The sequence below is a fragment of the Mesorhizobium wenxiniae genome, assembly GCF_002284535.1.
Taxonomy (GTDB): Bacteria; Pseudomonadota; Alphaproteobacteria; order Rhizobiales; family Rhizobiaceae; genus Mesorhizobium; species Mesorhizobium wenxiniae.
The window spans coordinates 23,606-45,569 of record NZ_NPKH01000028.1 but is presented as its reverse complement, the minus strand read 5'-3'; the positions used below and the strand labels follow the sequence as shown (position 1 = coordinate 45,569).

General features: G+C 60.6%; 20 protein-coding genes, 1 tRNA gene and 2 pseudogenes. 5 read left to right on the top strand and 18 right to left on the bottom strand.

The genetic code is table 11. The annotated features are described in order from the left end of the window. Window positions 1-152 precede the first annotated feature (152 nt). Window positions 153-1,100, bottom strand: a complete 948-nt coding sequence (locus tag CIT31_RS23550) for a homocysteine S-methyltransferase family protein (RefSeq protein ID WP_095520602.1) — start codon at window positions 1,098-1,100, stop codon at window positions 153-155. Between the two features lie 243 nt (window positions 1,101-1,343). Here CIT31_RS23550 and CIT31_RS23545 point away from each other — a divergent pair, with 243 nt between their 5' ends. Beyond that, window positions 1,344-2,003 carry a TetR/AcrR family transcriptional regulator gene (locus CIT31_RS23545; protein ID WP_095520601.1) on the top strand — a complete coding sequence of 220 codons (660 nt, stop codon included), beginning with the start codon at window positions 1,344-1,346 and terminating at the stop codon, window positions 2,001-2,003. A gap of 17 nt (window positions 2,004-2,020) precedes the next feature. Here CIT31_RS23545 and CIT31_RS35905 read toward each other — a convergent pair whose 3' ends face one another. The 11 genes and pseudogenes from CIT31_RS35905 to CIT31_RS23490 all read right to left on the bottom strand — a co-directional run bounded on the left by CIT31_RS35905 (window position 2,021) and on the right by CIT31_RS23490 (window position 12,416). Next, window positions 2,021-2,221, bottom strand: coding sequence for a YbaK/EbsC family protein (locus tag CIT31_RS35905; RefSeq protein ID WP_342586950.1), 201 nt, complete (start codon window positions 2,219-2,221; stop codon window positions 2,021-2,023). A gap of 112 nt (window positions 2,222-2,333) precedes the next feature. Beyond that, window positions 2,334-2,423 (bottom strand): annotated as a pseudogene (locus tag CIT31_RS35900) (YbaK/EbsC family protein); the annotation flags it as partial. 84 nt (window positions 2,424-2,507) lie between these two features. Continuing rightward, a complete protein-coding gene (locus CIT31_RS23535) occupies window positions 2,508-3,326 on the bottom strand; it encodes an MBL fold metallo-hydrolase (protein ID WP_095520600.1) in 819 nt (272 codons plus the stop codon). A 3-nt stretch (window positions 3,327-3,329) separates the two neighbouring features. Next, window positions 3,330-4,124 (bottom strand): TatD family hydrolase, encoded by a 795-nt coding sequence (locus CIT31_RS23530; protein WP_095520599.1) that lies wholly within the window; start codon window positions 4,122-4,124, stop codon window positions 3,330-3,332. Next, complete coding sequence (gene metG / locus CIT31_RS23525) at window positions 4,124-5,677, bottom strand: methionine--tRNA ligase (protein ID WP_095520655.1); 1,554 nt, start codon at window positions 5,675-5,677, stop codon at window positions 4,124-4,126. Before metG ends, CIT31_RS23530 begins: the two co-directional genes overlap by 1 nt. An 81-nt stretch (window positions 5,678-5,758) precedes the next feature. Then, complete coding sequence (locus CIT31_RS23520; RefSeq protein WP_095520598.1) at window positions 5,759-6,814, bottom strand: DNA polymerase III subunit delta'; 1,056 nt, start codon at window positions 6,812-6,814, stop codon at window positions 5,759-5,761. Further along, on the bottom strand, window positions 6,811-7,482 hold the full coding sequence (tmk, locus tag CIT31_RS23515; RefSeq protein WP_095520597.1) for a dTMP kinase: 672 nt from the start codon (window positions 7,480-7,482) through the stop codon (window positions 6,811-6,813). Before tmk ends, CIT31_RS23520 begins: the two co-directional genes overlap by 4 nt. Window positions 7,483-7,641: 159 nt before the next feature. Continuing rightward, complete coding sequence (locus CIT31_RS23510) at window positions 7,642-8,808, bottom strand: D-alanyl-D-alanine carboxypeptidase family protein (protein ID WP_095520596.1); 1,167 nt, start codon at window positions 8,806-8,808, stop codon at window positions 7,642-7,644. 112 nt (window positions 8,809-8,920) lie between these two features. Beyond that, window positions 8,921-10,150: a septal ring lytic transglycosylase RlpA family protein gene (locus CIT31_RS23505; protein ID WP_095520595.1), complete on the bottom strand. Its 1,230-nt coding sequence runs from the start codon at window positions 10,148-10,150 to the stop codon at window positions 8,921-8,923. 766 nt (window positions 10,151-10,916) lie between these two features. Next, window positions 10,917-11,633 (bottom strand): pentapeptide repeat-containing protein, encoded by a 717-nt coding sequence (locus CIT31_RS23500; RefSeq protein WP_095520594.1) that lies wholly within the window; start codon window positions 11,631-11,633, stop codon window positions 10,917-10,919. 570 nt (window positions 11,634-12,203) lie between these two features. Next, window positions 12,204-12,416 carry a hypothetical protein gene (locus tag CIT31_RS23490; protein WP_245316436.1) on the bottom strand — a complete coding sequence of 71 codons (213 nt, stop codon included), beginning with the start codon at window positions 12,414-12,416 and terminating at the stop codon, window positions 12,204-12,206. Between the two features lie 164 nt (window positions 12,417-12,580). On the opposite strand from CIT31_RS23490, the gene CIT31_RS23485 reads away from it, so the two are divergent. Further along, a complete protein-coding gene (locus CIT31_RS23485) occupies window positions 12,581-12,877 on the top strand; it encodes a hypothetical protein (RefSeq protein ID WP_342586947.1) in 297 nt (98 codons plus the stop codon). Window positions 12,878-12,946: 69 nt separating this feature from the next. Here CIT31_RS23485 and CIT31_RS35315 read toward each other — a convergent pair. Continuing rightward, window positions 12,947-13,051, bottom strand: a pseudogene (locus CIT31_RS35315) (ATP-dependent DNA ligase); the annotation flags it as partial. A gap of 142 nt (window positions 13,052-13,193) precedes the next feature. Here CIT31_RS35315 and CIT31_RS23475 point away from each other — a divergent pair. Together CIT31_RS23475 and CIT31_RS23470 are read left to right on the top strand one after the other, a co-directional pair. Next, window positions 13,194-13,844 (top strand): site-specific integrase, encoded by a 651-nt coding sequence (locus tag CIT31_RS23475; RefSeq protein ID WP_342586949.1) that lies wholly within the window; start codon window positions 13,194-13,196, stop codon window positions 13,842-13,844. 73 nt (window positions 13,845-13,917) lie between these two features. After that, window positions 13,918-14,007, top strand: a tRNA-Ser gene (locus CIT31_RS23470). A gap of 831 nt (window positions 14,008-14,838) precedes the next feature. Here CIT31_RS23470 and CIT31_RS23460 read toward each other — a convergent pair. The 3 genes from CIT31_RS23460 to CIT31_RS34395 form a co-directional block, all read right to left on the bottom strand. Continuing rightward, window positions 14,839-15,639, bottom strand: a complete 801-nt coding sequence (locus CIT31_RS23460) for an endonuclease/exonuclease/phosphatase family protein (protein ID WP_095520591.1) — start codon at window positions 15,637-15,639, stop codon at window positions 14,839-14,841. A gap of 155 nt (window positions 15,640-15,794) precedes the next feature. Then, on the bottom strand, window positions 15,795-17,255 hold the full coding sequence (locus CIT31_RS23455; protein ID WP_095520590.1) for a phospholipase D-like domain-containing protein: 1,461 nt from the start codon (window positions 17,253-17,255) through the stop codon (window positions 15,795-15,797). A gap of 42 nt (window positions 17,256-17,297) precedes the next feature. Next, window positions 17,298-17,450 carry a hypothetical protein gene (locus CIT31_RS34395; protein ID WP_164759895.1) on the bottom strand — a complete coding sequence of 51 codons (153 nt, stop codon included), beginning with the start codon at window positions 17,448-17,450 and terminating at the stop codon, window positions 17,298-17,300. 196 nt (window positions 17,451-17,646) lie between these two features. Between CIT31_RS34395 and CIT31_RS23450 the strand changes: the two genes are divergently transcribed. Beyond that, on the top strand, window positions 17,647-19,692 hold the full coding sequence (locus CIT31_RS23450) for a family 16 glycosylhydrolase (protein ID WP_165778536.1): 2,046 nt from the start codon (window positions 17,647-17,649) through the stop codon (window positions 19,690-19,692). A gap of 878 nt (window positions 19,693-20,570) precedes the next feature. On the opposite strand, the gene CIT31_RS23440 is transcribed toward CIT31_RS23450, so the two are convergent. Both CIT31_RS23440 and CIT31_RS23435 read right to left on the bottom strand, forming a co-directional pair. Further along, entirely contained in the window at window positions 20,571-20,816 is a 246-nt protein-coding gene (locus tag CIT31_RS23440; protein WP_342586946.1) for a KTSC domain-containing protein, read from the bottom strand. Window positions 20,817-21,104: 288 nt separating this feature from the next. Further along, the gene (locus CIT31_RS23435) at window positions 21,105-21,200 is read right to left on the bottom strand and encodes a hypothetical protein (protein WP_095520586.1); all 96 of its coding nucleotides are present in this window, start codon (window positions 21,198-21,200) and stop codon (window positions 21,105-21,107) included. Between the last annotated feature and the right edge of the window lie 764 nt (window positions 21,201-21,964).

Here is a 21,964-nt window from a genome sequence, read left to right as displayed (position 1 = left end):
CGCTGTTATTTTCCACCATCCGAAAGTCGCATAAGATAGATTATGGAACTGAGATGCGGTTTTGATTGCGTGCTTTCGGCCCAACCGCAGTTCCGTTCCCTAAGCGGAACTGCGGCTGGTAGCGTTGCGTCTCCTGGGACGCACACAGGTTCCTACGCCGCTTGCGGCACGCAGGCCTCGCAGATCGCCGCGATGTGCCGGTGGTCGGTGCCGCAACAGCCGCCCAGGATGCGCATCGTCGGAAACGAGGCTGTCAGCCTGCTGTAGCGCCGCCCGAGATCGGCCGGATCGCCCGGGTCGAGCGTTTCTGATTCGTCCAGTTCGGCATGGCTTTTGGCCGAAGCATTCGCCTTTACGCCATAGACGCGATCGACCCAGCGCTCGCCCTTTTTCAGCGCCTGCATGAAATGCGTCGGATGGGCGCAGTTGATCATATAGTAGGCCGGCGCACCATCCGTTGCGTCGTCGACCCTGTCGATCGCCTCGCCGAGCGCCATGCCGGTCACCAGCTTCCCGTCCGTCTCCACGGTGAACGAGATCATGCAGGGCACGGCATGTGCTTTGGCCGCCCGCGCCACGCCGATTGCCTCTTCGAAATTGGTGAGCGTGTAGGCCGACACCATATCGGCTTCGGTCCGCGCGAAACTCTCAATTTGCACTGCGTGATAGGCTTCCGCCTCGTCGGCATCCATCTTGCCGGCTTTGTAGCCGTCGCCGCGCGGTCCAATCGCACCGCTGATGACGCAGGGCGTTTCGGCCGTCTCGAACTCCTTGCGCAGGTCGAGAAGAAGCTCGATCGAGGCCTCGTTGACGGCGCGTAGCGCTTCCGGCCCGTAGCCGAGCAAGGTTCCCCAATCGGGATTGGCTCGCCACGTCGGCGTGTCGAGGATGAAGCCGGTCCCACTTCTGCGCGCAATGGTCAGATAACGGACGTAATATTCCTTGAGCTTCTGCCGGCCTTCAGGCGTTGCCATCAGCGTGAAGGAAGCAAAGTGCGGAAGGTCGAGGCCTTCGTGAAAGATGAGAGTCGTTTCCATGCCGCCATCGCTCAGGAATGTTCTGTTGGCGAGTTGCGGCAGATTCTGGCGGTACTTGGCCATGTGTGTCTCCAGTGGTAAGATGACACCGTGCCGCCCTGGTGGCGGCCGGTTGGGAATAGCCAAGTTTTAGCAGCACGTGCCGCCGGTGCGGTAGAAGGCTTGTGGTCCGGTACTCCACCGAAGCGGAAACCGCAGCAACTACAGACGGATAGCTGCGCTGGGTCGGTCGTATTGCTATCGGTGCCGATGTTGGCGGGTGTGAAAACCAAACCGCCGGTACAGTTGATTTGAGGGCATTCGGTCATGCGCAAGGGTGCGGAAACGCGCGAACGCATTCTGGAGATCGCCGAGGCCTCGGTGCTCGCCAAGGGGTTCGGTGCGACTTCCATCGAGGAGGTGATCGCCGAAGCCGGCATCACCAAGAGCGGCTTCTTCTATCATTTCAAGGACAAGAACGAACTCGCCCGCGCCTTGATGCTGCGCTACGTCGAGGAGAATGACCGCATCTTCGATGAGGTGTTTCACCGCGGCCGGCAATTGTCCGATGATCCGTTGCAGTCGTTCCTGATCACGCTCAAGCTGCTTGCCGAGCTGATGGGCGACCTGCCGAACGGCCACCCCGGCTGCCTGATCGCGACGTTCACCTATCAGGAGCGTCTCTTCGACCGCAACGTTCGCGACATCGCCGCCGACGCCGTACGTTCCTGGAACGGGCGTTTTCGCGATGCGCTGAACGAGATCGCGACCGTATATCCTGCCCGCAAAGGCATGGATCTCGACGACGTGGCCATCATGTTCTCCTGTGTGATCGATGGCGGCATCATCATGTCGCGGGGGCTCGGCGATCCCCGTGTCCTCGGACGCCAGATCCTCGCCTTCCGAAGCGTCATAAAGATGCTGTTTGCGCCGGCTGCGCCCGACATCATGCTGCCAACCGCCCCCACCGCCATCGCCGCCGAATAGGGTCCGGCACGTTCGATTCAGGCTGCCAGCGTCGCTACGACGGCTTGCGCTGCTTTGACCATTGCGTGTGGCTCGGCGGCGAACACCGCGTCGTGCGCGCCGGCCGCTGCCCATACGCAGTCGAAACCGAGCAGCGTTTTGTCGGCGAACGCCGGGATCGCGATCAGATGGCCGATCGGCGCTACGCCGCCAATGGCAAAGCCGGTTTCGTCGCGGATCTGCCGCGGGTCGGCGCGCTTCAGCGGCTCGCCGATCAGTGCGGCAGCCTTGGGCTAGATCCAGCTGATTGGAGCCGGAAACCAGGAAGAGAAACAGCTTTCCGCTAGCTTGTCCTTGGAGAACCAACGATTTGACGATCTGTGCAACGGTGCAGCCGCATTGCGCGGCGGCTTCCTCGGCGGTGCGTGTCGAGGCCCCCATGCGTCTAATTTCGATGTCGAGGCCGGCATCGGCTGCTGCCTTGGTCACACGATCGATGCTGCCAGCCATGAAGAAGCGAACCTATCATGCTGATTCAGAATTGATTTCGATCATCATACCATCATACGCTGGCTCGACATCGGCCGGCGTCTCCGCCATCACCGTGGCGTAGTCGAGCGGCACATGCATATGCGTCAGCACGGCCTTTTTCGGCGCAAGTTTTTCGATCCAGTCGAGTGCTTGGCCGAGCGAAAGATGGCTCGGATGCGTCCTGTATTGCAGCGCGTCGATGACCAGCATGTCCAGACCGCGCAGCCGTTCGGCCGTGGCGTCGGGGAAATCGCTGATATCGGGGCAATAGGCGAGCCCGCCGATACGAAAGCCAAGCGATATGATGTCGCCATGGATTTGCGGCAGCGGCTCGAGGGTGAGGGCACCCCCCTCGCCTTCGATCACCACCGGCCTGGCGTGGTCGATGATATGGGGCTCGACGATGGGCGGGTAGGAACTGCCTAGCGGTGTTTCGAAACAATAGCCGAACGCTTCCCGTAACCGCAGCATGGTGGGCTGGTCGGCGTAAATATCGATCAGATGACGCTGCTCGAGCACGAAGCCGCGCAAATCGTCGATACCGTGGATATGGTCGGCATGCGGATGCGTATAGACGACCGCATCGATGCGCCTGACCGCTGCCAGCAGCATCTGCTCGCGGAAATCCGGCCCGGTGTCGATGACGACGGTGGTCTTGTCGCCGTTTGCCGCGATCCGCTCGACGAGCGCTGCGGTGCGCATGCGCCGGTTCCTCGAATTGGCCGGATCGCAATTGCCCCAGTCGCCAGTAATGCGGGGCGTGCCCGGCGATGAGCCGCAGCCGAGAATGGTGAGGCGCAGCCGGTCGCTCATGCGTCAGGTGCTCAGCGCGATTGGGCGCGGCATCTTCTTGAACAGCCGGAAGAAATTGTCCGTGGTGACATCAGCGATCTCCGCCTCGCTGACGCCGATCGTTTCGGCCAGCACCTTGGCTGTATGCGCGACATAGGCAGGCTCATTGCGCTTGCCGCGAAACGGTATCGGCGCGAGGTATGGCGCGTCGGTTTCGACCAGCAGGCGGTCACGTGGCACATCGGCGGCGATGGCGCGCAGCTCGGCCGAATTCTTGAAGGTCAGGATGCCGGAAAAGGAAACGTAGCCGCCCAGCGCCACGCCGACTTCGGCCAGCCTGCGCCCGGACGAAAAACAGTGCAGGATGAAGGGGAAGGCGCCCTTCCCTGTTTCATCCTCGAGGATATCAGCCATGTCGCTGTCGGCGTCGCGCGAATGGATGACCAGCGGCATGCCCGTCTCGCGCGCGGCGGCGATATGGGTTCGAAAACCCTGCGCCTGGGCAACGCGCGGCGCATGATCGTAAAAGTAATCGAGCCCGGCCTCGCCGATCGCCACCACTTTGCGATGAGCGGATAGCCGGACAAGATCCTCGACAGTCACATCAAGCTCTTCGGCGGCGTTGTGCGGATGGGTGCCGACCGAGCAATACACTTCGTCGAAAGATTCAGCGATCTCAAGTACTTGTTGGAACCGCTTCACACGCGTCGAGATCGTCACCATACGACCGATTCCGGCGGCTAAAGCGCGCGCGACGATGGCCGCCCGCTCCTCTGCGAAATCCGGAAAGTCGAGATGGCAGTGACTGTCGACCAACATCAGACGCTTGCATCCGTCTGCTCGACATAGCGTGGAAACACCGGTTCCGGCGCCGGCAGAGCCGTACCTGAAACCAGCGCGTGACCCTCGGCGACATGCGCGAAATCGCGGCTGTCCGCCGGCACCGCCAGCAGGTCGAGCAGCTTTGCCGCCGAGGTCGGGACGACGGGCTGGCAAAGGATCGCGATACGCCGGATCACCTCGGCTGTCGTCCACAGCACCGTTTCCATGCGCGCGGGATCGGTCTTCTTCAGCGCCCACGGCTCCTGCCCCGCGAAATAGCGGTTGGCTTCGGCCACCACGCCAAAGATCGCCGCCAGCGCCAGATGGATGCCCTGTTCGGCCATCGTCCTGCGCGCGGTGACAAGGGCAGCACTTGCCTGGTCGAGGATCGCCTTGTCGGCATCGTTCGGTTCACCGCGCTTCGGCACCATGCCGCCGCAGTTCTTGGCGATCATTGACAGCGAGCGCTGCGCCAGATTGCCGAGATCGTTGGCGAGGTCGGCATTGGTGCGGTTGACGATGGCCTCGTGGCTGTAGCTGCCGTCCTGGCCGAACGGCACTTCGCGCATGAAGAAATAGCGCACCTGATCGAGGCCGTAATGCTCGATCATCGCGAACGGATCGACGACATTGCCGACCGACTTCGACATTTTCTCGCCGCGGTTGAACAAAAAGCCATGCGCGAACACGCGCTTCGGCAGTTCGATTCCTGCCGACAGCAGGAAGGCCGGCCAGTAGACGGCGTGGAAGCGGACGATGTCCTTGCCGATGACGTGGACGTTCGCCGGCCAGAAGGACCATCTGTCATTGGCCGTATCCGGATAACCGGCAGCCGTGATGTAGTTGGTCAGTGCGTCGACCCAGACATACATCACATGCTTGTCGTCGCCCGGCACCGGCACGCCCCATTTGAACGTGGTGCGCGAGATCGACAGATCCTTCAGCCCGGATTTGACGAAGCTGACGATTTCGTTGCGCCGCTCCGCCGGACCGATGAATTCGGGGCTGCTCTCATACAGCGCGAGCAGCCTGTCCTGATAGGCGGAAAGGCGGAAGAAATAGCTCTCTTCCTCGGTCCATTCGACGGGCGAGCCGAGCGGTTCGCGGCGTATGCCGTCGTCGCCGACCTTGGTTTCGGCCTCGTCGAAATAGGCTTCCTGCCGCACCGAATACCAGCCGCTATAGCGGTCGAGGTAGATGTCGCCATTCTCCGCCATGCGCGTCCAGATCGCCTGGCAGGCCTTGTAGTGGCGCTCCTCGGTGGTGCGGATGAAAACGTCGTTAGAACAGCCGGCCGCTTCGAGCATCGAGCGGAAGATCGCCGAATTGCGATCGGCAAGCGCTATCGGCGTCAGGCTTTCAGCGTCCGCCGTTTGCTGCATCTTCAAGCCGTGCTCGTCGGTCCCCGAGACGAAGAAGACGTCCTTGCCGTCGAGCCGCTGGAAGCGGGCAAGCGTGTCGCTGGCGATGACATTGTAGGCATGACCGATATGCGGCTTGCCGTTCGGATAAAAAATCGGCGTCGTGAGGTAGTATTTATCGCGTGCCATGGATGAGCCGTCATGAATGTCTGAATGAAAGATGCCGGTGAGATATCGCATCGAAACGGCGATTGCCATCCCGATGGGCCGTCACATTCGCATTGCAGAATTCAAGCGGTCGATCATGGTCAAGGCGTGCTGCTTTTTGTCGAGATTGTAGGTGTCGGTTTCAGATATAGCGTTCAAAGCCTCGTGCCAAGTATCCGACAGCGTTTTCGCCCGCGCCAGATCGCCCGCCAGCGCGGCCTGGCTTGCGCCGGTCGAGAGCAGGTCGAGCGCACGGCGATTGAAGATATCGAACTGGATCGCCTGGTCGCGACCGGCGACCGCTTCCGCGAGGCGGTAGGCACCGGCAACATCGCTCTTTCTTGCTGTCGCCAGGGCGTCGAGCGTCTCGGCGATTTCCAGCCCGCCATACTGCGTCAACAGGATTGCGGTGCGCGCGCTGCCCCCTGCCCGCTTGGCCAGTGCCGCGCGCGCCGCGGGATCGTCCGGCGGCGGTGGTTCGACGCTCTCCAGAACCGTCATCAGGCTCTCGGCGTCGAGCGGCGTCAGCCGCACCATCTGACAGCGCGAGCGGATCGTCGGCAGCAGGCTGCCCGGCGCATGGACGATGAGGATGAACAGTGTGCGTGCCGGTGGTTCTTCAAGATTCTTCAACAAAGCGTTGGCCGCATTGGTATTCATGTCGTCGGCCGGATCGACGATCACCACCCGGTAGCTACCGTCATGCGAGGTCAGCGACAAGAAGCGGCTGACCTTGCGGATCTCATCGACGGTGACGACCGTCTTGAAGCTCTTCGTCTTATCGTTCGGCGGGCGGGTCAGATGCAGCACCGAAGGATGTGCGCCGGTGGCGATCTGGCGAAACAGCGATGACGCCGGATCAGGAATGGCAAGGACTTCCGGCGCCTGTTCGAACGCCGGATGCTTCAACAGATGATGCGCAAGGTGAAAGGCGAGCGTCGCCTTGCCGATGCCGACCGGTCCGACAAATGTCAGCGCATGCGGCAGCTTCCCGGAACGATAGGCTGACGCCAGCATGTTCGCCGCCTGGCCATGCCCGACCAGACGCGGCGTCTCGGATGGCTCCGGTACGCCGTCCAGCGTGTCGTGCTGTTCTGGTGCGATCCGTTCGAAAATCATCCCGGCGCCTGCTTCCTGTGCGCCGGCGTCATCGTCTCCAGTGCCGCGAATACGGCGGCGGTGACGACGTTCTCCACCGTGTCGGGGTCGGCGGACGCGTCGACGACGATGCAGCGCTCGGGTTCTGCCGCGGCGATTGCCAGAAAGGCTTCGCGGCGGCGCTGGTGGATATCAAGCGTTTCCTTTTCGAAGCGGTCGGCGCCGGCATCGGTGCCCCGCCGTGCCGTGGCGCGCCGCAGTCCTTCGGCCGGGTCGATATCGAAGATCAGCGTCATGTCGGGCACCATGCCGTTGATGGCGACCTTTTCCAGCGCGCCCATGAACGCCGGATCGAGGCCGCCGGTGACGCCCTGGTAGACGCGCGAGGAGTCCATGAAGCGATCACAAAGCACGATCGAGCCGCGTTCGACGGCCGGCCGGATGACCTGCTCGACATGGTCGGACCGCGCGGCGGCGAAAAGCAGCGCCTCCATCCTGGGGCCGAATGGCTCGGCAGCGCCGGAAAGCAGGACATGCCGGACCGCCTCTGCGCCTGGCGAGCCCCCCGGTTCACGCGTGACAAGGACATCGTATTTCTTGGCGCGCATCTTACTGGCCAGCCGCTCGATCTGCGTCGACTTGCCTGCCCCTTCTCCGCCTTCGAAGGTGATGAAAAATCCGTGCACCAAAGCCTATATCCATGCTGCGGGACCGTAATAGTCCTGACTTGAGAAAAGGTCCACGCCACGGTACCAAACCGCGTCGCGTCTGAAGAGATGCGACGCGCATCAGGCCCTTCTCATGCGTGTCGTCGCCGCAAACTGCTGAGCACTTTTGGGCGACCCGCGTTAACGCAGCCAGCCCACGGCCAGTTCCTTGGCGGCATCGAGCGCGCGTTGCGGCAGCGAGCCGACGCCGATCGATTCGGCCGCGAAAAGCGGCGTCTCCTGGCTCAGCGTATCACCGATCCAGACCCGCAGCGCACCCACTGGTTGCCCCTCCTCCACCGGGGCTGCAACCGGCCCGTCATAGACGATCTTGGCGATCAGCTTGTCGCGGTTGGCGATGGGCAGGAAGATGACCACGGGCGCTTTTGCCTTCAGCGCCACGCCGGATTTCGAACCGCCGAAAACCTGGGCCTCGCCGACCACCTCGTCCTTGGTGAAAATCTCGGTCTTCTGGAAGGAGCGAAGGCCCCAGTCGAGCAGCTTTCGCGCTTCCTCGGCGCGCTCGCGGTCGCTTGCCAGGCCGCTCATCGCCGCAACGACTCGCCTGCCACTGTGGCTGACCGAGCCGACGACGCCGAAGCCTGATGCCTCGCTCCTGCCGATCGCCAGGCCGTCGGCGCCTATATCCATCGCCAGCAGCGGGTTACGGTTCCTTTGGGTGATCTTGTTCCAGGTGAAATCCTTCTGGCCGTAATAGCGATAGAGGTCCGGGTACGAGCGCCAGATATGCAGGGCCAGAAGCGCAAGCTCTCGAACCGTCGTCTGCTGACCGTCGGCCGGCAGACCGGTTGAATTGACGAATGTCGATTTCTCCAGGCCAATCTGCCTTGCGCGCTCGGTCATCTCAGTCGCGAAATTCGCCTCCGATCCCGCAAAACCTTCGGCGATGATGATGCAGCCGTCATTGGCTGCCTGGACCGTCACGCCCTGGATCAGGTCTTCAAGCCGGATCGTTGACTTCAGTTTGGCAAACATTGTCGACGTCCCGGATGGCGCCCCGCCCGTACGCCATGCGTTTTCACTCACCACGAATGTGTCGTCGAGCGTCACGCGCCCCGATTTGATGGCGTTGAACACCACCTCCATCGTCATCAGCTTGGCCAGCGACGCCGGCTGAATCGGCCTGTCGGCATCCTTGGAAAACAGCACCGTTCCGGTTTCGGCATCGATCATGAAGGCCTGGCCGGCCTTGGTCTCGAAAAGCTGCGCCGCGGCCGGAGCCAGCGAAAGCAGCAGGAGGCCAAAACCCAGAAGCCCGGCGAGAGGCGCGGGGAAGCGAGATTTCATGAGAAGTTCGACCTGTCAGCCGGTATTTCTGGGCAAGCTCTAGGCTATCAGGCTTTGTCCCGGCCGATCAACCGCGCGATGGACAACAGGGCAAAACTTCAGGTTTTGCCGGTCAGTTCCGAACCACGAGCGCGTCCGGTGCGCCATGCGACCATGCCGCCTGCAGCATCTCGTCCAGGCTGCCATGGCCGTCCGGATAGAGGTTGACCGAATACCAGTCCTTGCCCTCGAATTCGGAGCGCTCGATTTCGGTCTTGCCGAAGCTGGAAAGCCGGGCTGCCACACGCTGTGCCTCGGCGGCATCCTCGAACGAGCCAGCCGCGATATAGGACGTGGCCGAAGCGGCCGGAGGAGTTTGCCGCTTCCACGATCGAAGGATTTCGGCAGGCGACATTCCGGCGCCATCCAGCGCGGCAAAGACATTGGAGGCGCGCTGCACGCGTTCGTCCGCGTAGGACAGCGACGCTACGCTGAACGGCGATTGCGCCGGCAGATTGATCTGCGGGCGTTCCGGCACGATCGGCCCGAAATCGGGCAGCGTCACATTGCCGGAGGCCGGCGCCTGCGCCGCAATGACAGGCTGTGCCGATGCGGAATTCGTCAACTGGCCGGGAAATGGAGCGGCGGCGACCAACGCCGTACTCGGCGATGGTCCATCCATGGCGATCATGACACCGGAGGGCAAGCCGTCCGACGGATCCGGCACCCTGTTGCCTGGATTATAGGAGGCCATCAGGTACCGATCATCATTGCCGTCGAGCGGCGCCCGCCCGACATATTCGACCTTCACCTTGGCCGTGCCGATATTGGCATAGTCGAGCATTTCGGCGGCGCGCTTCGACACATCGATGATGCGTCCTTCGTGGTAAGGACCGCGATCGTTGACGCGCACGATGATCGAGCTGCCGGTCTTCAGATTGGTGACGCGCGCATAGCTCGGCAGCGGCATTGTCGGATGCGCGCCGGTCAGATGTGTCATGTCGTAGACTTCACCGTTAGCGGTCAGCCTGCCGTGGAAGGCTTCGCCATACCAGGAGGCGAGACCCATCTTGGCATAGCGCTTGTCTTCCTTCGGATAATACCACTTACCGCGCACCTGATAGGGCTTGCCGAGCTGGTCGCGTCCGCCGCCACGCTGCAGGCCCGACATCTTGAAGGTGACGCGCGGGCTGGCCTTCACGCCGTATTCGGATTCGGAAAAATATTCCTTCGAGCGGGGTTTCTTGTTGACCATCGCCTTCGGCTGTGGCGGCGCGGCGCAAGCCGCCAGCAAGGCAGCCGACAGGGCAAACAAGGCGAACGCGGAAGCGCGACGAAGACGCGGGCGCGCCGTGCTTTGCATTTTTTGGTTGTCCCCTCTCAACAAAGGCACCGCGACTTGATCGTCGGCGGGGCCAGACCCACTCGACAAACGCTAGCGCCACCTTGATTCGCAATCCCTTGTGCACAGGAATTGTTTATCACCGTATTAACCGATTGTGGTCGGAACCGGGCGAGATTGTGGCACAAATCTTCCCGGTGATCGCTGTGAAAATCACCGCTTTTCGACCTTCGGCGCGCTGTTCGGCTTGCTTTCAGCCCCACCGTCAAGCGCCCATGCCCTGCCCTTGGAGGAACGGGCAACGGCCGGTTGACAGGACTTCGCTAGGCGCACTAGAGCAATGAAGCGCGAACGATCTCCAGGCGGCGCAGCAGTGCCAACAGGTATGAGTTGAGATCAGGACGAGCATCCAAGTGGTTGAAAAATCACGATGGAGGGATGGCCGAGCGGTTTAAGGCACCGGTCTAGAAATTCGGTTGACGGCATCCCGCTCTATCCTGCCACGTCTTGCCAAGGCCTTCACTGTCAACGGTTTGCGGGTGCGGTAGCGCATTTCCTGCCACGTCTTCCCATCCAATACCGTAGCGTTGCGTTGCAAAAAACGTAGCAGCATGTTCTATCAACGTTCGCTGTGGGGCTTGAGACATGTCACTCGACTATCACTACCAAACCATTGGGTTTGTGCTGGATCATTTGATCGCCAAAGGGCTGCGTAGGGAAGACTTTTCCGCTGAGAACTCTATTGGAGGTGATGCTCTATCGCGAAGGCGACGAAGAAGAAGTTCAACTATTCCTGCTGGAATTGACAGGGCCAATCTTCAGGCCTCGTCAAGCCAGAAGGCAACTCGGTCCGGGCGTCTCCGCAAGCCATGTTGAGCTGCCACTGGGACAGACCCGCCGAATTGGAAAGGTCGACGCCCTCGATACGGGTCAGAAAGAAAAAGGCGCGGTCAAAGTCTATCGGCGCGGTGAACGTCGCTCCTCGGAAGTCCGCCCGTGCGAGATTGGCAAACGAGAAGCGGCTGCCGCTGATATCGGCGTCATGGAACTGCGCACGCCCCAATTCTGCCTTTGTGAAATCAACATTGGTCAGATTGGCGTCCTGGAAATTCGAGCGCTGCATTTCCGCGCTCGCAAACACAGCGCCCTGCGCGTCCATACGGCTGAAGTCGGTCCTGTAGGCCTCGATTCTGTCGAACCGGGCGCCTTTGGCGGTCGAGTCGGCCAGGGAAGCACGCACAAGCGTTGCCTTCTCAAGATTTGCCGCAAGGAGATTGCTGTTCCTGAGGTCGGTCGAAGTGAAATCAACACCGAACAGGTTCGCCCCGCTCAGGTCCTGTCCTTCTAGGATGAGAAGCTTCTTGTCACACTCGTGCCAATTGACGCCAGGCGTCGGGGCTGCGTGGCAATTTTGAGCAGCAGTGGCGTTCTGCCAAGCAAACACAGCGCAAACCGCTAGAACCAAGCCGGATGGGCCGTAAGCTCTGGTTCGCCTCAAAGTCATTGTTGCTCGACCTCTGCTACTCGCCGACACTCAACCTTACCACATCTGCTGACACTCGAGCCACCGTGACCACCGCCGTCACAGTTAGCGCATTTCTCGTATTCAAGCTCTTGACCCGAACCAGTCAATGCCGCTGCACGGTGGCATCGTCGCCAGAGGGTGGTGAGCGGTGCCCGTTCTGACCAGCACGAACGAGCATCTTGCGCCAGAAGCGGTCCATTCAGATGCGTTAATGGAATGGCAGCTACTCGGTCAGAACCAGATCTCTGCGATCACCCGCTTTGCGCCTCAATCTGCACTAGGCGCGCTAGAACGATCGATTGTCATCGCATTCGCGCGTGCCTGAACGGCGCGATACTGGATTACGGGCTTTTCGCTCCCGATCGCGAAGCCTGGAGCCGCAGCGTCATCACCCTGGTGCGCAACGTCAGCTAAACCGGCGTCGTACGCACAATGGCGTCGAGGATCGTCTTGGTAGATATTCTGAGCGCGGGAATGTCATCGCGATGTAGGCGCCGGGGTAAGGCAGCGGAAGATTAGCGTCTAGTGCCGTTGTTGCTGTTGCTTCGGTTACCGGCTCAAAGTGGCTATCTGGGAGAGCTCGGCGATATCGCCATAGATCATCGAACCTTTGACGAGAAAACACTTGTCACCGAGGACTTCGAAGAGTGAGCTTGACGCGGTGCAAACCGGCAGGTTCTTCGAATTGGCGTACGTACCGGGCGCCGCGGTTTCGACCTTACGGTCCGCGGCTTCGGCATAGCTGACGCTGATCGCGAGCATAGCGATAGCAAGCTGGCTCGGGGATAAGCAAGGTCGCGACATGCATCCAAAATAGCACCGGCCCTTGATGGGCTTCGTCCATCGATTGGATGAAGCGGTCACCTATATTAGCTATCACTTGACTAAGGTGCCGGCCGCTCCAGACTCATGGAATGGCGCCGGGAATGGGGATTGGAGATCTGGTGGCGATCGCGGTCACCGTCCGCAGACGGGTCACGGAGGACCGCGTTAGCGTTTCCATCCCGAGCTATGGATTCCCGCATTCGATCATCGATCATACCACGGTCAAGAAGGGGCAGCAGATCGAGCCTACCGGCGAGGTCACGCGCATGGACGAGGAAGGCGGCAGGGTGACCGTCGATCTGGGACCGCTGGTGACGGTCGACATGGAGAAGATTAGGCTGGTCGAGAAGTACAGTCCGCCAAAGCGAAAAAAGCCGTTACGGGACATGGTGGATTAAACACGCTTAGGACTTCCGTGATCGCGTACCTCCGCCCGCCCCCAACCTCTGTTAGCTTGTTTGTGCGGCGGTGGTCGGGCCGCTACGATATTTGCTGTCTCGACGCTTCGATACCATCCCTTCCAGGCCGGCGGCGTCGATCAGATGATAGATCGCGTTGGCTTCGCCTGGCACGTCCGCACCCCTTCCGCTGCTGTCGCCCCGTACCGTCCACCACTACCGCCGCGTGCTTATCAAGGCGTTTGGCCAAGCGGTGACATGGGAAAGGCTGTCGCGCAATCCGGCGCAGGCGACGACACCGCCGAAGGTCGAGCGGATGAAAAAGCTTGCCTATGACGTGGGCCAGACCGCCACATTGCTGGAAACCCTTCGACCGACGCGCATGTTCATCCCGGTCTTGCTGGCGGTGACGTGCGGCCTCCGCCGCGGCGAGATCCTGGCGTTGCGTTGGCGTCATCTGGACCTCGGGGACAACCGCCGGCAGATGTCTATCGAAGAAAGCGCCGAGCAGACGGATGACGGAGTGCGGTACAAAGAACCGAAGTCTGGCAGAGCGCGAACAGTAGCACTTTCGGCCAGCACCGTTGCAGAGCTGAAAGCCCATCGAACCCGGCAAGCCGAAGAACAGCTCCGGTTGGGGCTTAGGCCGAACGGTGACAGCTTCGTGGTTGCCCAGGTCGATGGCTCACCGTTGCAGCCAAGGTCGCTTACGCATGAGTGGGTGCGTGTCTTGGGCAAGACCGCCCTGCCCCGCATCCGCTTTCATGACCTTCGGCACACCCACGCCACGCAGATGCTATCGGCCGGCGTTCATCCGAAGGTCGCCAGCGAACGCTTGGGCCACTCGACAATCGGGATTACCTTGGATCTGTATTCCCATGTCATGCCCGGCATGCAGGCGGACGCGGCAGAGCAAGTTGACGCGGCGCTGCAGGTAGCTATAAGCGCAAGTCGAAAGACCATATAGTTGCAAAGTGCGTAGCAAACGGCCTTTTTAGCAGACCGCAACGGGCCGGAAAGCTCTTTAACGTCAACTACTTGGAGGGATGGCCGAGCGGTTTAAGGCACCGGTCTTGAAAACCGGCGTGGGTGCAAGCCCACCGTGGGTTCGAATCCCACTCCCTCCGCCAGATATTAAGCTATGTGTCTGATTTAAGTTACCTTTTCCATTTTTATCAAGGCTAGTTCCTAACTCCGTTCCTAACGTCCACAAACGATGAAGGCCCAAATCAACGCCGCTAACAACCGTGCTTGACCTTTGATGGTCCGCATTGTCGCAATTTGCGCCGCACCGCCACTGATCATTCGGCCCTCTAATGATCCGCCTGTCTTCTGCGGGAGAGCTTGAAAGCGCCGCCGAGCGCATCGCAGCTATGTCGCGGGGCGGATCTGCAGATCATCCTGCGCCGCGCCGCATTGATGCTCAGAAACGTTGCCGGCGTGCCCTGGAGCCCTCGACGGAGGACGCTCTAAACTCCATCGCGGCCGAAATGAAATTGGCCGGTCGGACCTCATTCAGATCGTGCCGCGCGAGTGGCTGGAAACCAACGCCTATCTGCCAGTCCGAACGATCGATGAGGAAAGCGAGACGGCAGCGCGTAGGCTGGGACGCGACCTCTATGTAGAAGACCCGCCGCTACATTTGCGAAGCGACGGGCCTCCGCCCCATTCCCCCATACCTGACCGAGCAACTGCCGTGCCAGACTTGTTGACCCATTGCGGGGCACCTTATGGCTTCTGCGCAGCGGAATTAACGACACGTACTTCGTTCGCATGTTTCGATTGCATTAGCTTTAACTCACGTATTCACCAGCCACGTGAGCACGCCCCCCGAAGGCTCGCTGGGCAGGCCCAGCGGCCTCCCCCGCAACCAAAGCCGCTGGGCCGCCCCGCTCGGCTCCGCTAGTCAGACGAGAGCTTCCCATTGAACCGATCTCCATCCATGGGGCTGGGCAGCTACATCATAGGCGAACGAATCCTATAAGCGGTAGATGATCGGAGGCGACCCGCGAAAGCGGCGTGTCATGGGCTTCGACGGTTGAGATCATTCCGTGTCGATTTGCCATGATCCGGTCGAGCGACAGCAGCGGCAGACGCGATGGAAAGGTGGGGACCGCCGGCGGCGCGGGACCGAAAGTCGTGTGCAGCGTGTTCAGCGCGGAACGGTTTCCGAGTCGCCATTCGTTCAAATCGCCGAGCAGCAGTGTTGGTTTTTCGTCCGGTCTGTTCATGATTTCGAGCACGACACGGGCCTGTTCGGAGCGCGATCGGCGTAGCAAGCCGAGATGGGCTGCGATAATGCGCAGAGTTCGTTTCTCGTCCAGATCGATTTCGGCAACCAAGGCTCCGCGCGGCTCCAGCCCCGGGAGCTTTATCTGATGGACATTGCGAACGATGCCCCGTTTGAAAAGCAGAACGTTGCCGTGCCAGCCGTGCCCTTTGCCGTTTCCGGACACCGGCACCGGCACCAGGCCCGTTTCCAATTCGAGACGCAGCAGATCCAGAAGGCCGGCACGATCTCCAAAGCGATTGTCCGCTTCCTGCAACGCAATGACATCCGGGGCGATTTCCCGGATGACGCGACCGATTCGTTCGGGATCGAACTTTCTGTCGACGCCCACGCATTTGTGAACGTTGTAAGATGCGACCAGAGTCCCCGCGGGGCGTGTCCCTTCGGACGGCGTAGCCTTCGCCTTCTGCTTTTTTCTGTCGCGAATGGATTTGAGCACACTTGCAGGAAAGCTATGTCCAATTCTTTGCATGAATCTGCTACTCGTCCTCACTACCTTCAAGACTTAGATTTGTCTCACTCAAATAGGATCTGCAATCGCTGCTTCCCCTGCCCTGACGAGATGCGCCGCTTAAAAGGAGCGATGGCTGCGGCGCCCGAATTTCCCCCGGCAGAACGAGAAAGCCTCTAAAGGTAGGGCGATCCCAGCCACAACACTCGGTCGAACAGGCGGACGATAAATGGCCGGGCCCTCAAGGTTTCGATCGTTACAGACGCGGCGGAGGCGATTGCCGATCCGATTCGCGCTTCAATCTCCGCGGCAAAGCCTGCATCAAGAACCTCTATATCAATCTCAAAATTCAGCCGCAGGGACCGGGCATCAAGATTGGAGGATCCTATATAAGCCCAAACTCCATCGACCGACAGCAGCTTCGAATGATCGAACGAGCCCTCCGTGCGCCATACGCGGCAATAGTGCTTCAGGACCTGATCGAATTGCGCCGTCATCGCCCGGTCGACAAGGAAAAGATTGTTCATCGCCGGTACCACGATGTCGATCTCGACGCCCCGCCTGGCCGCTGTCGTCAGCGCGCTGATCAGTTCCCGATCCGGCAGGAAATAAGGCGACATGATGCGGATCGATTTGCGGGCGACGGAAAATGCTCCGATCAGCAAGTTGTGGTTCGTTTCGATGCTGGCATCCGGCCCCGATGCAACCGCCCGCGCCAGCATCGGTTGACCGGGAGCCGCGGGAGGCGTGGCCACTTGCCAGGTGTCGCCTTTCAGGAGCTCGCCGCTCACGAAGCGCCAATCTTCGGCGGCAACCGAAAAAAGGTCGGCCACGACCGGCCCGGTGACCTGAAAATGCGTGTCCCTCGCGCTGGAGGAGCCGGCGAACTCGGCTGAGAATCCCTTTCGGATGTTCATCCCTCCGGTGAACGCAATCGTGCCATCGACGACCAGGATCTTCCGGTGCGTTCTGAGGTTGGCGTAGGGAAGACGCAGGCCCATGACAATGTTGCCGTTGAAGAGGTCTGCGGTGATTCCTGCCTCTCGCAGACGCCCAAGAATGCTGGGGACGGAGTAACGCGCCCCGACGGCATCGATCAGCACGCGAACGCTGACACCCCGCTGGACGGCTCCGGCGAGAGATTCCACGAAAAGCCGCCCGACATCGTCATTGTCGAAAATGTAGGTCTCGAGAAGGATAGTGCGTTGAGCGCCATCAATCGCTCGGCACATTGCGCCATAGGCCTCGTCACCTGTCTCCAATATCGCAATCGCGTTTCCCGAGGTCAGGGCACGCCGGGCCACCCTGTCGCCCAATGTCTTCAGGCCGGTGAAGCGTTGGCCGTACCGCTCGGCAATCAATTCCTCGGCGGCAATGTTGCGCTCATGTTTTGCGGAAGCCGCCTCGCTGGAAAGGGGCCGCATGGCGCTGATCGTTGCACGACGGATGCGGTTTATGCCGGCAACGGCGTAGATGATCGCGCCAAGGAATGGCGACAGGAACATCACGCCGACCCAACCTGTGGCGGCGCGGACGTCTTCCTTCGTCATTATGGCGTGGACGATGCCGATTGCCGCCATCACCACCGGAATGATCGCGAGGATCTGGGGCCAATGAGTCATTAAGGTCTGCAACATCGCCAGGACTATCCAGCGAGCGGTTGCAGAACGCAATGCAGCTCATTCCCGGCGTTGCTCGTCGGCGCCTCCGCCATAGACCATTATCAGATCGGCGGAACGGCAGTAGCGCACGTTCCCGCAGCTGCACTCGGCTTTGACGAGCATGTTGTGCCGGGTCGCCTTGCCCAGCGTGTCGATCGGATCATGCGCCATGGAGGATTCGCAGTTTCGTGTGCCGGCTACATCAACCGATTTGCGACTTCTCCCAAATTTCTCGTGAAGCGTTGGGGATAACCGCACTGAGCCCATTTGCGGCGGAATCGGTGTCCATTACCGTTCCGTTAACAAATGGATGATTAGATCTTGGTGGGGGATCAGCGAAAATGTTGCGAGAACGAGGAGCCCATCAATGGCTGCGATTGCTCTTCCTGGCGATTGGACCGGACAGTACAAAGGATCGGAGCTGAACCTCTCAGGTTTCAAGCTCTCCTTTTCCGACGAGTTCAACACGCTTGATGTCGTGCCGAACAACGGCACCGGCAAATGGTTCGCGCCGGTACACGCCCCCTATGGGGCCGCCACGTTCATGTCGCCGGTGGGGGCAACGAACCCGTTCTCCGTCTCTGACGGGCAGCTGACCATTACCATGAAGCAGGTGGACGGCGTCTGGCAGTCGGGAACGATGCAAACGGTTAACAGCACCGGCCGGGGTTTCGCGCAAGAGTACGGGTACTTCGAGATGCGCGCGGCCTTTCACGGCGGGGCGGGAGCCTGGCCGGCTTTCTGGATGCTGTCGCCCGATCAGACTGTGCCACGCGTCGAGGTCGACATCGTTGAAGCGTATGGGGGCGATCCCGATGGTCATCACCAGGCGGTGCACTTGAGCAATAAGGAAGGCCACGCTTGGAAAGGCAACTATACGGGCCTCGCCAGTACGATGTTCGACGGGACGTTTCACACCTACGGCGCGAGGATCACGACGGACTGGATCACCGTGTACTATGACGGCAAGGAGCTGAGCCGCTTTCCAATGAGCGAGTCCTTCCGCACGCCGCTCTATATGTTGGCCTCGCTTGCCATGAACCCCCTTGAAGTCGAGCGGGCGTCCGGCACCTACAAGATGGTCATCGACTACGTGCGCGCCTATGCCGCGCCGGACGTGATGGAGCAGCACCTGACCGGGACGGATGCGGCGGATATCCTGAACGGCGGCAGCTTTGACGACGTTCTGGACGGCGGAGCCGGTGCTGACAAAATGTCCGGCGGTTTGGGCAACGACACCTACCGCGTCGACAACGCATTCGACGTAGTCATCGAGGCTGAGGGCGCCGGCATCGATGTGGTCATCGCCTCGATGACTTATTCGCTGTCCGGCCAGCAAATAGAGCAGCTCACACTCACCGGCGTTGCCGACATCGACGCGATGGGTAACGAACTCGACAACACGCTGGTCGGCAACGCTGGCAGCAACCTGCTCGACGGCGGGGTCGGAATCGACAAGATGGAGGGCGGCGCGGGCGACGATACCTACTATGTCGACAATGCGCTCGACCGCGTGGTCGAGGGCGATGCGGCGGGCAACGATTCGGTGTTCAGCTCGAGCACCTATTCACTGCCATCCTATGTCGAAAATCTGACCCTCATCGGCCTTGGCGCTATCAATGGTCGCGGCAATTCTTCCGACAATGAGCTGACCGGGAACAATGGGAACAACACGCTGGACGGCCTTGCCGGCAACGACACCATAAGGGGCGGGGCGGGTAGCGATCGGTTGGCGGGCTATGATGGCACCGACCTTCTCGATGGCGGGACCGGGGCCGACCTGATGAATGGTGGTGCCGGCAACGATACCTATTACGTGGACAATGTACTGGACAACGTCATCGACGAAGCGGGCCTCGACCAGATTTTCAGCTTGGTCACGTACTCACTGGCGGTCGATCGCAGGCTGGTAGAAAATCTGCGTCTGACCGGAAACGCCAACGTCGGAGCCACGGGAAATTCCCTCGACAACGTGCTCGACGGCAACGACAGCGACAACAAACTGGACGGCGGCCGAGGCAATGATACCGTGCTCGGGCACGGTGGCAACGATGCACTAACGGGCGGCCTTGGCATTGACCGGCTTACTGGTGGCGCCGGCAACGATTCCTTCGTTTTCAGCGCGCCGCTCTCAGTGGCCAACCGCGACATCATCACGGATTTCAACCATACGGCCGATACATTCAGGCTCCAGAATTCGGTAATGCAGGGGCTTGGAGCCACCGGAGCCCTCGAGCCAAGGTACTTCTTCGCTGGGACTAGCGCGCACGACGCCGACGACCACATTGTCTATGACAAGGTTACGGGTGCGTTGTTTTACGATTCCAACGGAAACGTCGCAGGCGGCGTGACACAGCTCGCGACGCTGACGAACAGGCCGACGCTGCTGGCCGACGATTTTTTCGTGATCTGATCCGGCGCCTACAGCGGCGCGCGCACCGCTGTAATCTCTAGTTTGCGATCGCTTTGTTCGAAAAACCGGTGACCTCTTTTTCGAGCGATGCTCTAATTAGTTCTACTTAGTCATAAACTGTGTTGGATGTCTTTGGCAGCAGGGACGTCGTGTGATGTTATCCTACAACGTCGCTCGACTTGTTCCTCGATGTTGAGGCAATCTACGAGGACGGGTCGAGCGGGCGAAGAAACGACTTTCGGAGGCGCTCCTGGCCTTAACCATCCGAAGCAAGCCCGCCGCTTTTTAACGTCTGATTCTGGAAATGCGCGAAAACGTACCGAATTGGGTGCGGTGCTGGGGCGCAACACAGCGATAGACAGGAACTTCCGAGCGGGAAGAACCGACCGACCAACCAATTGAAACAGGGCGTGACCGCACTTGCGGCGATCTCGCGAGGAAGAGAAACGCGGCACCGGAAGGGTCCTCATGTGGGGCGCCGTGATCGCCGCTTTGCTTTTTGTTGCGCTAATGGCCGTGTTCGTCCTCGGGCCGTTCTGGTCTTAGCCACCATGGCCGGTGCATGGGTGCGTTTGCTTCGGCCAAACTAGCCAGCGCTTGCTCGACTTTTTGAGCCGAGGCGTCAGTGCGCTTGATGTGCCGGATCATTTGCTGCCTCAGCCGCGCGAGCCTTTCGGCGCGATATACATCGCCGTATCTCGCAGTTTCAAGGTGGAGGGTCGCGAGCCTCATGGGCGACGATTCCGATTATCTAGCAGTAGAATTCGCGAATCCGCCTTTCGTTCCGATGTCCGACCTTACCCTCGCAAAGGCTGGCCGGACGGCCGCGACGAATGAGCCGCATCCCTGCCAAAAGAGAGATCGTCCGCTGTTGGTGCTCAGTCGACCGCGGGTCCAACCAGACGGTAGCGGAAGTGATTGCGGATCTGTTCGTTGAAGAAGCGGCCCTTGGCGAAGGCGGCTCGGAACTCGGCGAAGGTCTCCGGCGGCACGTCCTCAAACTGGTAACATTTACCGCTGGCCACGAACCACACCGAGAGGACTTTGCGCTCCGGATCGTATTCCGTTTTGTGTATCGAGGTGGACGGCATGACGTGACTACTCCGATCAGGGAGAGAGTCCATCAGAAGTTGCCTGCGCCCTACGGAGGGGAAGGACGCGGGCTGATCGGGAGGGACACCGATCTCGCAGCATTGGTTCACAGGAGAAGATGCTGCAGGAGCCGAACCCCCTCCCGGAGCTGGTGTTCCGTACGGACGTCAAAAAAAAAGCCCGCCGCACCTTTCGGCACGGCGGGCGATCAGTCGTTCACCAGGCACAGGGTGGGCGGGGGCGGGTGTGCCCGGATCGTAGGAATCTTACGCACGCCGGCTGCGTCGCGTCTACCAACCGGCGGTTGGAGGGATCGAGCGCTAGTTAGAGGAGCGTAGCAACCCCTGCTCCTCGGCAGCAGCCTCGAAGGCCTTCCTAACGTCGTCGGGCGTGCGCTCGCCTTCAATGAGAGCCATGCAGACCTCGACGGCCTCCTTCCACTTAGGTCCCCGCTTGGTCCTTCATGAGTTGCGCAGTCGCACCCTCGGTGCAGACTGTAGGTGAGCCCAGGTTTGTCGGTTTGGACCGGAGGGTGAAACCAATGGATAGCACCTCCTACTCGGGCGAGAGATACATCTCCGCCTCCTTAGCGGCAGCCACGAAAGCCTTTCTTGAGCTGCTCAAGGGCTGCCCTCGTATTGTTGCAGCCATGCCTGACACCGTCCGTTTCAGTCTTCACGAACACCGGAGGGACGAACCAAAGACTTGCCATGATACCTCCTACTCAGGCGAGAGATACACGCTCGCCTCCTTGGCCGCCGCCTCTAAGGCTTCACGGATCTCTTGGGGGACACTCTGCCCTCGAAAGCGTCAACGCATGATTGGACCGCTTTCGTCCACTTCGGCCCCTTTGTGTCCCACAGCATGAGTTCCTCGGCGGCTCCCTCGACGTGGCTGCCCCCATGGCGAATGCCCGAACGCTTCGCTTTCACGTAGACCGGGGGGAGAACCAGAGGAGACTCGTCAGGGGTAAATTGGGGGATGCTCACATGTTTGGTAGAGGCGGGATCACAGCGGCGGTTCGGTCGATCTCTCTGACCGGCCTCATTTCCGGTCATGGCCAAGTCGGCCTACGCCGAGCCTGGAACATTAGCAGCCACTAACTGTTATCGGGGAACCAGTGGGTCAACCCCTGCCCCGCCCAGCCCACTGCAGATCGGGAGCAGCCGGTCGGCCGCGC